The following is a 14,939-nucleotide window of genomic DNA, read 5'->3' on the forward strand; positions in this document are numbered from 1 at the left end:
GCGCGGGAGCGCAGATCGAAAGTCGAGGCGGACGCGCCCGTTCGATCAAGGCCGCCTCCTCACCGGGTCGCCCGGTGCGGCCTTCCACGCGATCGGCCGGGCTAACGCCGCCTGAGGAAGAACGCCTGCGCATTGTCTGTCTTTCCGTTGATGGTGCCCACCGACCACAGGTCAGATGTTCCCGGGATCGTGGTGGTGTTGACGTTGCTTTCAGCAGCGCCGCGGCGGTCCTCGCGCGTCCACTTCTCGCCGTCGTAGTGGAGGAAGACGATCTCATCGGCCGGGCCGATGCCGCTTGCCCACACATTGTTCTTGCCCGCGGCTGTGACGCTGGTCAGGGAGACGTTCCAGGCGGGCAGTTCCACGCGCTTCCAGGCGACGCCGTCCCAGTGCATGACGAGCGGAACAGGAAGGACATTACTTCTGGTCTTCTCAATACATTCGCCCGACTGGTGGTCCCGCTCTTGTTCGCTTGAGGAGATCTCTCCGACGGCCCACACGTCCTCGGGGTCGGTCTGCCAGACGCTCTTCAGTACCCCGCCGCGTATGTGGGGGATGTTCCCGTCATTCATGTTCCAGTTCGTGTGCGCCGGGCCCGTGTGCCAGATCTCCGGTGTGACCCCCTCGCATTTCAAGTGGTCTGTGGCGCCGACGATCCACTCGTGACCGCTCTTGAACGAGACCGCGTTCATCCTGGTGCCGTCACCAACCGAGTCCATCGAGAACTTCCTGCCGTCCCAGTGGACGACGAAGGGGAGTTCGGGGCCGTCACCGAGCAGTACCGCACGGCCTTTGTCTACGGCGATGTCGCTGAAGAAAAAGTTCTCGGCGATTCCGAACGGCTCGAAGGTCGTCCAGCGGCCGCCGCTTCGTCGGGCGAGCTTGGAACCAGCGGAAATCCATACGTCATCCTGTCCGTCCACGTCGAGCGCGCTGAGAAATTCCAACTTATGCCACGGCAACGGAATGCGGGCCCAGGTCGAGCCGTCCCACCGCATGAGGACGCCCCAGCCCAACTCGTCGTCCGCGCTGTCTTCGAACCCGATGGCCCACGCGTCACGCGGTGCAAGCGCCTGCACCTCGATCATCCCCGAGCCCCGCGTGAGCGTTGGGACCTTGATGTCCTTCCACCGCCTGGACTGCTCGATCGGGTCACCCGGTGTTGGCGACGTGATGGGCGCGGCAGAAGCGGTGGCCGCCGGAGAGATGGGAGGAGTGGGGGACAGAACGGCCCCAGGCGTCTCACCCGAACATGCCGCCAGCACGCCCAGGAAGGCAACCATCGCCGCCATACGCCACATGATCGTCATGCTCGGGCATTCTTCCTGCCCGCGATGACGCTCGCCTCGAATTAGGCGCGTGGGTGGGCCTGACGGTAGGCGGCGCGCAAGCGGTCAATGGAGACATGGGTGTAGATCTGCGTGGTGTTGAGTGACGCGTGGCCGAGCAGTTCCTGGACACTGCGGAGGTCGGCGCCTCCTTCCAGCAGGTGGGTGGCGGCACTGTGTCGAAGGCCGTGGGGGCTCAGGTCGGGCGTGCCCTCCAGCATTCTCAGCCGTCCGTGTACGGCTCTGCGGACTGTGCCGGGGTCGATGCGGCCGCCTCGGATTCCCAGGAAGAGCGCCGCCCCCGAGTGGGTGCGGATCCACAGCGGCCGACCGTGTACGCACCAGCGATCCAGGGCCCGCAGGGCGGGGCCACCGAAGGGTACCGACCGCTCCTTGCGACCTTTGCCGAGCACCCGGATGACATTGCGATCGCGGTCCACGTCGTCCACGTCCAGCGCGCACAGTTCGCTCACCCGTACACCCGTCGCGTACAGCAGCTCCAGGATCGCCTGGTCCCGGAGTTCTTTGGGGTCGTCGGTCGTCGGCAGGTCCAGAGCGGTCCGTGCTTGGCTCTGGTCGAGTACCGCGGGGAGGGTACGAGGCGCCTTGGCGCTGCCGAGCAGCAGACCCGGGTCATCCGGCAGCCAGCCTCGGCGGTGACAGTAAGCGGTGAACGTACGGGCGCACGCGGTACGCCGCGCGAGAGTCGCCCGCGCCTTTCCCTCGGCGTGCTGGCCGGCCAGCCATTCCCGCAGCGTGGCGATGTCCAGACAGTCGAGCCGACCGTCGAGGTGCGCCATCAAGGAAGCGACATCCGACAGGTAGGCCCTGACCGTGTGCGGTGAGAGGTCTCGTTCGAAGCGCAGGTACCTGTCGAATTCGGCGACGACTTCGTCGAGGTTCGCTTCCTGACTCACTTGATCCCCATGGTCAGCATCGGACGCATCGGCAGCTATGGCACCCATCATCGCGCCTCGTGCCCGATCCGGGCCAATACTCACCGACCCGGCGACCCAGCTGAGACAGCGCTCGACTCGTCGCCCCCAGGGTGGCTCAATCCTGGCGGGCCGATCCTGGCGGGAGACCAACACGGGAGAGGACCCGATCCTGGCGGAAGACCAACCCTGGCGAGGAACCGGTCTTGGCAGATGGCTCGATCCCGGCTGGCCCCGACCCTCACTGCGCCCGACCCTGCGAACCTGAACCCCTGGCTGAGCCCGGCCCTGCGAGCCTGAACCCCTGACGGACGGCTCGATCCCGGCTGGCCCCGACCCTTACTGCGCCCGACCCTGCGAGCGTGAATCCCTGGCGGATGGCTCGATCCCGGCTGGCCCCGACCCTCACTGCGCCCGACCCTGCGAGCGTGAATCCCTGGCGGATGGCTCGGAGTTGTGTCAGCGGGAGTGGCGTACGAGTTTGGCCTGTTGGCAACCGTGGCGTTGTGAAATGAAGACGGCCATCGCGTGATCCTTCGAAGGGCAAAGTGAAGATCGAAGGAGACGGCGATGGCCGCGGACACCAGTGTGGCGCCTGAGCGATGGCCGCCCAGGCAGAACGAGACCGGGGACTCCCACTTGTTGCGATCCAGGGTGAAGCCCATGGGGGCGTGGATGTCGGCCGAGACCGAATGCCTGCGCGGGGCCGCACGCGGCTGGCGCAGCAACAGCTGACCAAACAGCCGCAACGGATACCGGGCCCGGAAGTGGACACCCGAATCTGCACGATCGAGTCCATGATCCCGAAACTGCGCCAGGGCTCCTACGCGTCAGTGCTCAACTTACGGGGGCGGCTCGCCTCACACGAGTAGCTCAACCCTCGCGAACGGTTCGACCCTCCCGAGCCACCCCACTTTCGCACTGAGGCTCACCCCTTGGGGTCGGCTCGACATTCGCGGGCGGATCGGCACGCGCGGCCAGTTCGACGCTCGTGGGTGGCTCGACGCTCGACGCCGGTACGACACTCGGCATCGGTACGACACTCGACGCCGGTACAACACTCGGCATCGGTACGACACTCGACGCCGGTACAACACTCGACATCGGTACAACACTCGACGCCGGTACAACGCTCGGCGGTGGTTCGATGAAAGTGTCTGCGCCTGTGGAATCGGCCGGGTCGGGGAGGGTGGTGTCAGCTTTGCGGTACGAGGCGGAGGCTCGGCGGAGGCGCCAGCCCTTCTCCACGCGTTCGATGTAGCCTGCTGCGGCAAGGCCGCCGAGAGCGCTGAGGGTCGCGTCCAGCGAAACGCCCGCTGACAGGGCGATGCTGGCCGGACCGGTGCCGCCCCTGGACGGGACGGCGTCCAGGACCTTTCGGGTGACCTCGCTCAAGGCGTCTCTCGGAACGGCTGGGCCGCGCGCGGAGGGAGCGAGGTCGCCTCCGATCGTGCCCACCAGCTCGATCACTTCCTCGGGCGTCGTGACGCAGGTCGCCTTACGTTCGCGCAGGAGGTGGTGGCATCCGGCGGACAGCGTGGAGGTGACCGGGCCGGGCACGGCGGCGAGGTGGCGGTTCAGCCCGAGGGCATGGGTGGCCGTGTTGAGAGCGCCGCTTCGGAGCGCCGCCTCCACGACCACGGTGCCGCGTGAAAGCGCGGCGATCAGCCGGTTGCGGATCAGGAAGCGGGCACGCGTGGGGTGTACGCCGGGCGGGCACTCGCTGACGATCACCCCTTGGTCACGGACGGCCGCGAACAGCTCGTGGTGGCCGCGAGGGTACGAGATGTCGACACCGCAGGCCAGGACGACGACCGTCGGGGTGTCCGAGGCGAGTGCCCCCCGGTGGGCCGCGCCGTCCACGCCGTAAGCGCCTCCGGAGACCACGGTCCAGCCATCCTCTCCCAGTCCGAGCCCGAACTCGGCTGCCACGTGCACCCCGTACGGCGTCGCCGCCCGGGCGCCGACGATCGCCACGGAGCGCAGGCAGGAGAACCGCAGATCCACAGTGCCGTGCAGCCACAGACCCAGTGGCCTGGTGGCGCCGAGCTGGTCGAGTTGGGTGGGCCATTCCGGGCTCCCGGGCACGATCAGCCGCGCTCCGAGCCGTTCACCCGCCACCAGGTCGGCCTCCGGCGCCCCCGCCGAATCCGCCGCGGCCAGGCGGGCATGCCAGGTGCTCAGCCGTTGATCGAGTTTGGCCAGGGGCTGATGCTGTGCCTCCTGCGCCGCGAACTCCGGAGGTATCGTCCGCTCGCGGATGGCACGGACGGCCGCTGGTGCGCCGGAGTGGGCCACAAGGCGGCCCATCATCGTGTCTCCGGCGTCGGCGACACGCATGAGTGCGGCCCTCGCCTCGAGTTCGGCACTGTTCATGATCGTGGTGTGACCTTGCCTGCACTGGTGGGACGCGGAATCGCCTGCGCTGGTGGGATGAGGAGCTGGGTCGAATGTTCTACTGGGAGCCGGTGGTGGTCCTCTGCCGTTCCCATGCCGACGGTGTCGGTGATGGTGTGGATGTCGCCGGTCTCAGCATGAGGAGGGGACGCTGGTGTCATGAGTTCAACCCCATCCACAGGGCCAGGGCGGTGCCGGTTTCGTCGGGGCCTGGTTGGGGTTTGCCGGCGAGGTCGGCGAGTGTCCAGGCGACTCTGACGACACGGTCGAGGCCGCGGGCGCTGAGTGCGCCTGAGTCGAGGCAGGACGCGACCTGCCTCATCGCCTCGTCATTGGGCCGGTAGTCGGCGTGCAGGGCGGCGGACGGGATCTCGGCGTTCGTACGCCACGGAGTGCCGGACAGGCGTTCGGCCGCCCGTTGCCGGGCGCCGAGGACGCGGGCCGCCACGGTCGTGCTCGACTCGACGAACTGACGGTCTGCCATCAGCTCGCGCCGGGACGAACGAGCCACGGTGACCTTCATGTCGATGCGGTCGATGAGGGGGCCCGAGAGCCGGCCGAGGTAGCGGCGCTTGATCGTGGGGGTGCAAGTGCAGCTGTCGGCTTTGTCCTGCGGTTGGGCGCACGGGCACGGGTTGGCGGCCATGACCAGGATGAACCGCGCCGGGAACGTCACCGACCCGGCTGACCGCGACACCGTCACCTGACCCGACTCCAGGGGCTGGCGGAGTGCGTCGAGCACATGGCGCGGGAACTCCGGAGCCTCGTCCATGAACAGCACTCCCCGATGGGCCAGGGAGACGGCGCCCGGTCGCACGATGGTGCTGCCTCCGCCCACGATGGCGGCGGAGGTGGCCGTGTGGTGCGGGCTCACGAGCGGCGGTCTGTTGACCATGGGGCTGTTGGACGGCAGGACGCCGGCTACGGAGTGGATGGCCGTCACCTCCAGCGCGTGGTCGAGCTCCAGATCCGGCAGAAGGGTGGGCAGGCGCTCAGCCAGCAGTGTCTTGCCGGTGCCGGGCGGACCGAGCATCCAGAGATTGTGACCACCGGCCGCACAGACCTCCAGGGCCCGGCGCGCGACAGGCTGGCCGACCACGTCCGACAGGTCGACGGCCGGGGAGACCGTGGGCCGTACGGGTTCCGTGAGATCGAACGGGAGGGGCTCCGGCGGCGGGTCCCCCTTGCGCAGCCACTCCACGAGCTGTCGCAGGTCGGCCACGGGCATGATCTTCACGTCGGGGACCAGGGCGGCCTCCGCCGCGTTGGCCGAGGGGATCACGACAGTGACCTCGCCGTGCTTGGCGGCGCCCAGAACGGACGGCAGCACGCCGCGTACGGGCCTGAGCCGCCCATCGAGGCCGAGCTCCCCCAGGAAGAACGGCTCGGCGATGCGCTCGGCCGGTATCACACCCGCGGCGCCGAGGATGGCGACGGCGATGGCGAGGTCGAACTGGCTGCCTCGCTTCGGAAGGCTGGCCGGGAACAGGCTCACCGTGATGCGAGCGTCGGGCCAGGGGTAACGGCTGTTGACCATGGCCGAGCGGACCCGCTCCCGGGCCTCGAACAGCGCCGTGTCGGGCAAGCCGATGAGGTGGATGCCGGCCAGACCGTTGCCGACGTCTGCCTCCACCTCGACGCTGCGGCCGGACACACCGACCAGCGCCACGCTGCGGGTGCGTGCCACGGCCATCTAGACCGCCCCCCGGACATGGAGAAGGGAGTAGTCGCCCGCGAAGCGCTCCAGCGCGATCACATCGACCCGCACGGTCTCGAATCTGCGGGGCTGGCCCGTCAGCCATTGGGCCGCGAGCATTCTGAGCCGGCTCAGCTTGGCCGGTCGTACGGACTCCAGGGCAGTGCCGTGGGAGCGGCCCGATCGGGTCTTGACCTCGACCACGACCAGGGTGGGGCCGTCTTCGGCGATGATGTCGATCTCGCCGTGACGGCATCGCCAGTTGCGGTCGATGATGGTGAGTCCCTCGGATGTGAGGTAGTCGGCGGCGAGTTGCTCGCCGTGTCTTCCGAGCTCGTTCTTCGTGGCCATGTGGCAGCACCTCCGGGCACCGACTTTCGCGGATGGGGGGTGGCGGGGTGGGGCCGAACGGGGTTCTGGGGATGGGGGGCAGGCGGGGGATGACGGCTGTGGACAAGGGGTCGGGGTGGCGGGGTGGCGGACGCTGGCGAACGGCGGAGCTGGGGGAATCCTCCTGAATGAGCCTCCGGTCGCGAGTGAGCACGTGAATGAGCGGCCGGTGTTGGTCGGCGTGGAAGCGAGCGGCCGTGCGCGAGCGGCCCGTGGGGGCGAGCGGGCCGCCGGGGCGGGCGAGCGTGCGGCGAGCGGCCGGTGTTGGTCAGCGTGGACGCGAGCGGCCGTGAGGCGAGCGGGCCGCCGGGGCGGGCGAGCGTAGGGGCAGGCGAGCGGGCCCGTGCGGGCGAGCGGCGCAAATACATAGACGAAAGGGGCGCCACATGTACGAAAGGGGCGCCCCCAACCCAGGGACGCCCCGTGTGATCACCCGGCGGCCACACCCGCACCGCCACCGAGGCAGCGGCAAGGGCGGGCGCAGGGCCCGGTGCAGGTCAGCCGGAGGAGAAGCCCTCCTTGGGCATTTCCAGGTCGGCCTTGGCGAGTTCCTCCACGTTGACGTCCTTGAACGTGACGACGCGGACGTTCTTCACGAACCGCGCCGGCCGGTACATGTCCCACACCCACGCGTCTTGCATCTTCACGTCGAAGAAGACATCCCCGTTCTCCGCGGTGCGGACGTCGAGGTCGACCGAGTTGGTCAGGTAGAAGCGCCGCTCCGTTTCCACGACGTAGGTGAACAGCCCGACGACATCGCGGTATTCGCGGTAAAGCTGCAGCTCCATCTCGGTTTCGTACTTTTCGAGATCTTCTGCGCTCATCGCGGTCCTCCTGTCGTACCGGTCCCCCGGTGTGTCCGGTCAGGCAACCCCGGCCCCCCATTCATTCTCGCCCATCTCCCTGGCCACCGTGACGAACGAGTAACGGTGGTGCGGACATGGGCCATGCGTCTCCAGAGCCCTGCGGTGGCCGGGCGTCACATACCCCTTGTGGTCGGCGAACCCGTACACCGGGAACTCGCCGTCCAGCTCCACCATCATCCGGTCCCTGGTCACCTTGGCCACGATCGACGCGGCCGCCACGCAGGCGGCCACCTGGTCCCCCTTCCACACGGCCAGCGACGGCGCCGGCAGCCCGGGAACCGGGAAGCCGTCGGTCAGGATGTACTCCGGGTCACAGGTCAACCGCGCGACGGCGCGCCGCATTCCGGAGATGTTGCTCCGGTGCAGCCCCCGCGCGTCGATCTCGGTAGGCGGGATGACGACGACGCCCACGTGGGCGGACCGTACGATCTGCTCGTACAACCGCTCTCGTACGGCCGGCGACAGGAGCTTGGAGTCGCCCAGCCCGTCGATCTGTTTGCGTAGGACGACCGCGGCGACGACCAGCGGTCCGGCACACGCTCCCCGGCCTGCCTCGTCGACTCCCGCGATCGGGGTCAGGCCGCGGCGCGCGAGCGCCCGCTCGTAGGCGTACAGTCCGGAGTCGCGCCGGACGACGCTGGGCCGGGGGCGGAACGCAACTGTCATGACAAGAGGCAGCGTACGCCCCAATGGCCGCGAACCGCGAGCGGAACCCCGGCCCTACTTGACGTTGCCGAAGGTGTCGGGCTTGGTGAAGATCAGCCCGCGCGACAGCGGCCAGTAGCGGACGACCGCCGTGCCGATGACCGCGTCCTCGGAGATGAACCCGCCTCCGGGCTCCTCCACATGGGCGCGCGAGTCGCGTGAGTTGCTGCGGTGGTCGCCCATCAGCCAGAGCTTGCCCTGCGGCACCGTGTACTTGAACGATTGACCGGAGGGGTTGTCACCCGGGTAGAGGTAGGACGACTCCTCCAGGGGTGTGCCGTTGACCGTGACGCGCCCCTTGGAATCGCAGCAGGCCACCTTGTCGCCGCCGACGCCGATGACCCGCTTGATGGTGTCCTCGTTGCCGTCCGCGTCCCAGCCCTTGAAGACGACGATGTCGCCCCGCTCAGGCTTGCCGGCGAGCTTGTTGACGAAGACCCGGTCGTTGATCTCCAGAGTGTTCTCCATCGAGCCGGACGGGATGTAGAACGACCCGATCACGAACTGCTGGAGCACCAGCGCGATGCCCACGCCGAGGATGAGCAGCAGGACGGTCTCGCGGAGGCCGCCGCCCTTCTTCTTCGGCTTGTCGCGCCCGGCCTCCGACTTCTTGATGCCGACCATCAACGTCTCCAGGGGAGCTCGGCGCCGTCGTCGGCGCGGCGCGGACGACGAAGCGGCGGGGCGCCGGGCAGCCGTCGCCGGCGGATCAGGAACAGGGGTGTGGCCAGCGCGAACCCGGCGAGCAGCGGAGCCGAGTCGCCCAGCGCCTGCAGGGCCGGCTGGGCGAAGGTGGCGGGGATGTCGAGCGTGGTGGCGCGGGGGAACGGCCAGACGATGACGAACGCCCGTCCGATGACCTGGCCGACGGGGATGGAGCCGCCCCCGGGGTCGCCCGTGTGCCACCGCGAGTCCAGCGAGACGGACCGGTGGTCGCCCATCACCCACAGGCGCCCCTGGGGCACCGTGATGTCGAACGGTTCGTTGGAGGGCTTGACCCCCGGGTACAGGTAGGAGCCCTCGTCGATCGCGACGCCGTTGACCGTGATCCGGCCCTTGTCGTCGCAGCACTTGACGTGGTCGCCGCCCACGCCGATGACCCGCTTGATGTAGTCCTTCTCGCCGGGCACCACGCCGAAGGCGGTGCCGACCCAGCGGAAGAAGGCGGCGATCGGGTTGGAGGGCTCCTCCATCTCGAACTCGCCGTCCCAGGAGTCGACGCCGGAGAAGACCACGACGTCGCCGCGCTCGATGTCGCGCGTGTGGTAGACGAGCTTGTTGACCAGGACCCGGTCGTTCTTGAGGAGAGTGTTCTCCATCGACTCGGACGGGATGTAGAAGGCCTGGATCACGAAGGTCTTGATGATCAGGGCCAGCACCAGCGCCACGACGACCAGGACAGGCAGTTCTTTCCAGAACGACCCTTTTTTGTCCTTTTTATCGCCTTTTGCTGGCTTCTGCGTCTCTTCCGCGACCACGTCCACCTCGTCCTCGACAGGGCGGCGCGACGCGCCGTGCTCCTGGCTCTCACTACTCATCGCTGACGAGCCTAGATGATGCGCCGGCTCGGCAGGCCTCGACCGACGTTACACCCGGGCCCGAGTCGCTCCGCATAAAGGAAACGCCCCGGTAAAGCCGAATGGCCCGCGAAGAACGCGGGCCATCGGCTGAAGCTGGACTTACTTGGCGGGGGTCGCGTCACGCTTCTCGCGGATGCGGGCGGCCTTGCCGCGAAGGTCACGCATGTAGTAGAGCTTCGCACGGCGGACGTCGCCGCGGGTCACGAGCACGATCTTCTCGATGACCGGGCTGTGCACCGGGAAGGTGCGCTCGACGCCGACGCTGTAGCTGACCTTGCGGACCGTGAAGGTCTCGCGGGCGCCGCTGCCCTGGCGGCGCAGGACGAAGCCCTTGAAGACCTGGATACGGGAGCGGTTGCCTTCGACGACGCGCACGTGCACCTCGAGCGTGTCACCGGGACGGAAGTCCGGCACGTCGCTGCGCAGGGTCGTCTTCTCGAGCTCCTGGATCTTCGTGTGCATGAGAGATGTCCTCAAAGTCTCGCGAGCACGCGGAGGTCCACCCGGCCTGAGCTCGCGGCGGACACGCTTGCTGATGTGATCGACGCCCAGGAGTCTCTCCCGGGCATGGCAGACCAACCACGTGATGGTTGGCAACGCTTCAGTGTGCCATATCTTCCGGCCCGACGCGAAACGCCAGGTCATCGAGCAGCTTGCGGTCGTGCTTGTCGAGCGTCGCGGGGTCGATCGCCGCCGCCAGCTCGGGCCGGTTGGCGACGGTACGGCGCAACGCCTGGTCGCGGCGCCACCGGGCCACCTTCCCGTGGTGCCCCGACAGGAGGACGTCCGGGACCTCGTGGCCGCGCCACACCGGCGGCTTGGTGTAGACGGGGCCTTCGAGCAGGTTGCGCATGGCGCCCGGGGCGAAGGAGTCGTCCACGGCCGAGTGGGCGTTGCCGAGCACGCCCGGCAGGAGCCGGCCGACCGCCTCGACCATGACCAGCACCGCCACCTCGCCGCCGGCCAGCACGTAGTCACCGATGCTCAGCTCGTCGACGCGCATCCTGGCGCCGTACTCGTGCATGACCCGCGAGTCGATGCCCTCGTAGCGGCCGCACGCGAACAGCAGCCACGGCTCCGCCGCGAGCTCCTGCGCGATCTCCTGGGAGAACGGCCGGCCGCTGGGCGTCGGCACGATCATCCGCGGTGTCCCGTGGGAGGCCGCGCCGTCGCCGACGACCGCGTCGATGGCCTCACCCCACACCTCGGGCTTCATGACCATGCCGGGTCCGCCGCCGTACGGGGTGTCGTCGACGGTCCTGTGCACGTCGTGCGCCCAGTCGCGCAGCTGGTGGACCCGCACGTCCAGGGTGCCGCGCTCGCGCGCCTTGCCGATGAGCGAGACGTCGAGCGGGGAGAAGTACTCGGGGAAGATCGAGATGATGTCGAGCCGCATGCCCGGAGGCGTACGCCCGTCGTGCGGATCCGTGGTCATGACAGCAGCCCCTCGGGGGGATCGATCACGAGCCTCCCGCCACGCACGTCCACCTCGGGCACGAGCGCGCGCACGAACGGGACGAGCGCGTCGTCCTGGCCCGGCCGGGCGATGACGAGCAGGTCCTGGCCGTGGTGGAGGACGTCGGTCACCTCACCGACCGGCTCCCCCGCGGCCGTCACCACGGCGAGACCGATCAGCTCGTGGTCGTGGAACTCGTCGGGGTCGTCGGACGGCTCCACCTCGGCCGAGTCGATGACCAGCATGGTGCCGCGCAGCCCCTCGGCCGCGTCGCGATCCTCCACCCCGGCGAAGCTGATCAGCAGTCCGTCCTTGTGCCAGCGGCGGCCCTCGATGACGAGCGGCCCTCTGGCGGGAGGGTCGGTGGCGATCGCCGCGCCGACGGCGAAGCGCAGCTCGGGATCGTCGGTGCGCACCTCCACGGTCACGTCACCACGGATGCCGTGCGGGCGGCCTATCCGGCCGACGACGAGCTGCACGAGTACCTGCCTTCTCTCACGCGAGCGCCCCCATCGGAACGAGACCGATGAGGGCGCGAATTCCTGACGCTAACGGACTGCTTCGTCCAGGTCGAGCAGATCGACCCGTACGTACTTCCCGTCGGCCAGGGCGTTCACCACGGTGCGCAGCGCCTTGGCGGTGCGCCCGCCGCGACCGATGACCTTGCCCAGGTCCTCGGGGTGCACCCGGACCTCCAGGACGCGCCCGCTGCGGATGCGGCGTGCGCGGACCCGGACATCGTCGGGATGTTCGACGATGCCCTTCACGAGGTGCTCGAGAGCCTCCTCGAGCACGTCAGGCCTCGCCCTCGGTCTTGGTCTCGGCGGCGGCCTCGGCGTCGTCCTTCTTCTTGGCCTTCTTCGGCGTGGTGGCGGCCGTGCCGGTGTCGCCACCGGACAGGGTCTCCTTGGCCGCGGCCTCGTAGAGCGCGTGGCGGTCGGGCGCCGGCTCGGCGACCTTCAGCGGCGCAGGGGCGGGCTCGCCCTTGAACTTCTGCCAGTCACCGGTGAGCTTGAGCAGCTTCAGCACCGGCTCGGTCGGCTGCGCGCCGACACCCAGCCAGTAGGCCGCCCGCTCGGCGTCGATCTCGATGCGCGAAGGGTTCTGCTTCGGGTGGTACAGGCCGATCTCCTCGATCGCCCGGCCGTCACGCTTGGTGCGGCTGTCGGCGACGACGATACGGTACTGAGCGTTGCGGATCATGCCGAGCCGCTTGAGCTTGATCTTGACTGCCACGGGTGTGGTCTCTCCTGCTTTAGAGCGCGGGTGAGCGACGCCTCGCCGAGTGGGGCACGACAGGACGCTCGCTCCAGGGACAGGCGTGGCCGCCGGGAGGTGAGAGGGCACCCGACTGGTCACGATGTTCCAACATGTCATTCTGCCAGATCCAAGACACTGCCAGCGACACGACGCGCACGTCCCGGCCACGCTCGCCCTGCGAGGGGCTTCCCTCGGCCGGTGGCATGGAGAAATCTGCGGGCGCCCCTCGGGTGGCCCCGGCGACCCGGACGGGAGCGAAACGCCGGACGCGAGAACGGGCCGCATCGGCGGACGGGCGGCGGGCGGCGGGCGGCGGGAGCGAGGATCCGCGGCGGCTCCTCCGGCACCGCGGGTCCGGGGTCGCACGTGGCCGGCCGTCCGCGCGCATGCGGGCGCCGCTCCCCGAGGCGATCCGGGGAGCGGCGCGGAGGCGCTACTTCTGGCGGGGCAGGTTGAGCTTGGTGGGGTCGAAGCCCGGCGGGAGCTCCATCCCCGGCGGCAGCTTGCCGCCGAGGTTGCCCAGCAGGCCGCCCGGCTTGGGCGCGGCGGCCGGACCGTCGGTGTCGGCGGCCTGGGCCTTGCCCAGCGCGGCCTTGCGCGGGTCGCCGCTGACCCGGCGGCCCTTCTTGGCCTTCTTCTGCCCCTTGGCTGCCTTGCCCCGGCCGCCCGGCATGCCGGGGATGCCCATGCCGCCGGCCACCCGCTTCATCATCTTCTGGGCCTCGAAGAAGCGGGTGACGAGGTTGCTGACGGCGGTGACCGTGACGCCGGAGCCGGCGGCGATGCGGGCGCGCCGCGAGCCGTTGATCATCTTCGGGTCCTGGCGCTCGGCCGGGGTCATCGAGCGGATGATGGCGGCGATGCGGTCGAGGTCGCGGTCGTCGATGGCGTTGAGCTGGTCACGCATCTGCCCCATGCCGGGCATCATGCCGAGCAGGTTCTTGATGGGGCCCATCTTCTGGACCATCATCATCTGCTCGAGGAAGTCGTCGAGGGTGAAGTTCTCGCCCGAGGTGAGCTTGCCCGCCATCTTGGCGGCCTGGTCCTCGTCGAATGTCTTCTGCGCCTGCTCGATCAGGGTGAGGATGTCACCCATGTCGAGGATGCGGGACGCCATCCGGTCGGGGTGGAAGGCGTCGAAGTCCTCGAGCTTCTCACCGGTGGAGGCGAACATGATCGGCCGGCCGGTGATGTGCCGGACCGAGAGGGCGGCGCCGCCGCGGGCGTCGCCGTCGAGCTTGGTGAGGACGACTCCGTCGAAGCCGACGCCCTCCATGAACGCCTGGGCGGTGGTGACCGCGTCCTGGCCGATCATGGCGTCGACCACGAACAGGACCTCGTCGGGCGAGACCGCGTCGCGGATGTCGGCGGCCTGCTTCATCATCTCCTGGTCGATGCCCAGGCGGCCGGCGGTGTCGATGATGACGATGTCGTACTGCTGCCGCCGGGCCTCGTCGATGGAGCGGCGGGCCACCTCGATGGGGTCGCCGACGCCGTTGCCCGGCTCGGGCGCGTAGACGGCGACCTGCGCGCGCTCGCCCATGACCTGGAGCTGCTGGACGGCGTTGGGCCGCTGGAGGTCGGCGGCGACCAGCATGGGCACGTGGCCCTGCTCGCGCAGCCAGCGGGCGAGCTTGCCCGCCAGCGTGGTCTTTCCGGCGCCCTGGAGGCCGGCGAGCATGATGACCGTCGGCGGCGTCTTGGCGTAGCGGAGCCTGCGGGTCTCGCCGCCGAGGATCTCGATCAGCTCGTCATTGACGATCTTGACGACCTGCTGCGCCGGGTTGAGCGCCTGGGAGACCTCGACGCCGCGGGCGCGCTCCTTGACCTGGGCGACGAATGCCTTGACCACCGGCAGCGCGACATCGGCCTCGAGCAGCGCGATGCGGATCTCGCGGGTGGTGGCGTCGATGTCGGCGTCAGACAGCCGACCCTTGGATCGGAGGGAGGAGAAGACCGATGTCAGCCGGTCGGAAAGCGTCTCGAACACGTGGTTGGCCAGTCCTCGAAGCGAATGTAGGTCTGAACTCAGCCTAGCCGCTCCGTCAGCCGCTCCAGCCTGGCACGGCCATCCGTACCGTGAGCGCGTGTTCGACGAGGTTGATCAGCGCGCTCTTGACCGAGTCCTTGGAGCGCGCGTCCAGACGCACCAGCGGGATGTGCGGCGCCAGCGTCAGCGCATCCCGCACCTCCGCATCGGCATGCCCGTACTGACCGTCCCAGCCGTTGATCCCGACGATGAACGGGAGCTGGGCCTCCTCGAAGTAGTCGATCGCCGGGAAACTGTCGGCCAACCGGCGGGTGTCCACCAACACCACCGCCCCGA

At 69.0% G+C, this 14,939-nt stretch carries 15 protein-coding genes and 1 pseudogene; all 16 read right to left on the bottom strand.

The features are described 5' to 3' along the window. Window positions 1-101 precede the first annotated feature (101 nt). A complete protein-coding gene (locus tag ABZS51_RS17905; RefSeq protein WP_355441858.1) occupies window positions 102-1,310 on the bottom strand; it encodes a hypothetical protein in 1,209 nt (402 codons plus the stop codon). A gap of 41 nt (window positions 1,311-1,351) precedes the next feature. Next, entirely contained in the window at window positions 1,352-2,245 is an 894-nt protein-coding gene (locus ABZS51_RS17910) for a tyrosine recombinase XerC (RefSeq protein ID WP_355441861.1), read from the bottom strand. Window positions 2,246-3,136: 891 nt separating this feature from the next. Further along, window positions 3,137-4,639 carry a DNA-processing protein DprA gene (gene dprA / locus ABZS51_RS17915; RefSeq protein ID WP_355441864.1) on the bottom strand — a complete coding sequence of 501 codons (1,503 nt, stop codon included), beginning with the start codon at window positions 4,637-4,639 and terminating at the stop codon, window positions 3,137-3,139. Between the two features lie 178 nt (window positions 4,640-4,817). Continuing rightward, on the bottom strand, window positions 4,818-6,353 hold the full coding sequence (locus tag ABZS51_RS17920) for a YifB family Mg chelatase-like AAA ATPase (protein ID WP_355441867.1): 1,536 nt from the start codon (window positions 6,351-6,353) through the stop codon (window positions 4,818-4,820). Beyond that, complete coding sequence (locus ABZS51_RS17925) at window positions 6,354-6,707, bottom strand: YraN family protein (RefSeq protein ID WP_310710722.1); 354 nt, start codon at window positions 6,705-6,707, stop codon at window positions 6,354-6,356. Between the two features lie 536 nt (window positions 6,708-7,243). Continuing rightward, entirely contained in the window at window positions 7,244-7,570 is a 327-nt protein-coding gene (locus ABZS51_RS17930; RefSeq protein WP_310710721.1) for a DUF2469 domain-containing protein, read from the bottom strand. Between the two features lie 39 nt (window positions 7,571-7,609). Then, complete coding sequence (locus ABZS51_RS17935; protein WP_355441870.1) at window positions 7,610-8,278, bottom strand: ribonuclease HII; 669 nt, start codon at window positions 8,276-8,278, stop codon at window positions 7,610-7,612. A 54-nt stretch (window positions 8,279-8,332) separates the two neighbouring features. Beyond that, complete coding sequence (lepB, locus tag ABZS51_RS17940) at window positions 8,333-8,941, bottom strand: signal peptidase I (RefSeq protein ID WP_355441873.1); 609 nt, start codon at window positions 8,939-8,941, stop codon at window positions 8,333-8,335. After that, on the bottom strand, window positions 8,941-9,855 hold the full coding sequence (gene lepB, locus ABZS51_RS17945) for a signal peptidase I (RefSeq protein WP_355441876.1): 915 nt from the start codon (window positions 9,853-9,855) through the stop codon (window positions 8,941-8,943). The genes lepB (ABZS51_RS17940) and lepB (ABZS51_RS17945) overlap by 1 nt, the downstream gene beginning before the upstream one ends. Window positions 9,856-9,996: 141 nt before the next feature. Beyond that, a complete protein-coding gene (rplS, locus tag ABZS51_RS17950) occupies window positions 9,997-10,359 on the bottom strand; it encodes a 50S ribosomal protein L19 (RefSeq protein ID WP_310710717.1) in 363 nt (120 codons plus the stop codon). Window positions 10,360-10,498: 139 nt separating this feature from the next. Further along, the gene (trmD, locus tag ABZS51_RS17955; protein ID WP_355441888.1) at window positions 10,499-11,293 is read right to left on the bottom strand and encodes a tRNA (guanosine(37)-N1)-methyltransferase TrmD; all 795 of its coding nucleotides are present in this window, start codon (window positions 11,291-11,293) and stop codon (window positions 10,499-10,501) included. A 35-nt stretch (window positions 11,294-11,328) separates the two neighbouring features. Beyond that, on the bottom strand, window positions 11,329-11,832 hold the full coding sequence (gene rimM, locus ABZS51_RS17960) for a ribosome maturation factor RimM (protein WP_310710716.1): 504 nt from the start codon (window positions 11,830-11,832) through the stop codon (window positions 11,329-11,331). A 69-nt stretch (window positions 11,833-11,901) separates the two neighbouring features. Continuing rightward, window positions 11,902-12,147: an RNA-binding protein gene (locus ABZS51_RS17965; protein ID WP_020546537.1), complete on the bottom strand. Its 246-nt coding sequence runs from the start codon at window positions 12,145-12,147 to the stop codon at window positions 11,902-11,904. A 1-nt stretch (window position 12,148) separates the two neighbouring features. Then, complete coding sequence (gene rpsP, locus ABZS51_RS17970; RefSeq protein ID WP_355441879.1) at window positions 12,149-12,589, bottom strand: 30S ribosomal protein S16; 441 nt, start codon at window positions 12,587-12,589, stop codon at window positions 12,149-12,151. A gap of 457 nt (window positions 12,590-13,046) precedes the next feature. After that, entirely contained in the window at window positions 13,047-14,603 is a 1,557-nt protein-coding gene (gene ffh / locus ABZS51_RS17975) for a signal recognition particle protein (RefSeq protein ID WP_310710714.1), read from the bottom strand. 55 nt (window positions 14,604-14,658) lie between these two features. Then, window positions 14,659-14,939 (bottom strand): annotated as a pseudogene (locus ABZS51_RS17980) (ATP-binding protein); the annotation flags it as partial.

The organism is Nonomuraea sp. NPDC005501 (assembly GCF_040605905.1).
Classification (GTDB): Bacteria; Actinomycetota; Actinomycetes; order Streptosporangiales; family Streptosporangiaceae; genus Nonomuraea.

Coding starts and splice junctions, on each gene's coding strand:
- ABZS51_RS17905 (WP_355441858.1), bottom strand. CDS start 1,310: ATGACGATCATGTGGCGTATGGCGGCGATGGTTGCCTTCCTGGGCGTG.
- dprA (WP_355441864.1), bottom strand. CDS start 4,639: ATGAACAGTGCCGAACTCGAGGCGAGGGCCGCACTCATGCGTGTCGCC.
- ABZS51_RS17920 (WP_355441867.1), bottom strand. CDS start 6,353: ATGGCCGTGGCACGCACCCGCAGCGTGGCGCTGGTCGGTGTGTCCGGC.
- ABZS51_RS17925 (WP_310710722.1), bottom strand. CDS start 6,707: ATGGCCACGAAGAACGAGCTCGGAAGACACGGCGAGCAACTCGCCGCC.
- ABZS51_RS17930 (WP_310710721.1), bottom strand. CDS start 7,570: ATGAGCGCAGAAGATCTCGAAAAGTACGAAACCGAGATGGAGCTGCAG.
- ABZS51_RS17935 (WP_355441870.1), bottom strand. CDS start 8,278: ATGACAGTTGCGTTCCGCCCCCGGCCCAGCGTCGTCCGGCGCGACTCC.
- lepB (WP_355441873.1), bottom strand. CDS start 8,941: ATGGTCGGCATCAAGAAGTCGGAGGCCGGGCGCGACAAGCCGAAGAAG.
- lepB (WP_355441876.1), bottom strand. CDS start 9,855: ATGAGTAGTGAGAGCCAGGAGCACGGCGCGTCGCGCCGCCCTGTCGAG.
- rplS (WP_310710717.1), bottom strand. CDS start 10,359: ATGCACACGAAGATCCAGGAGCTCGAGAAGACGACCCTGCGCAGCGAC.
- trmD (WP_355441888.1), bottom strand. CDS start 11,293: ATGCGGCTCGACATCATCTCGATCTTCCCCGAGTACTTCTCCCCGCTC.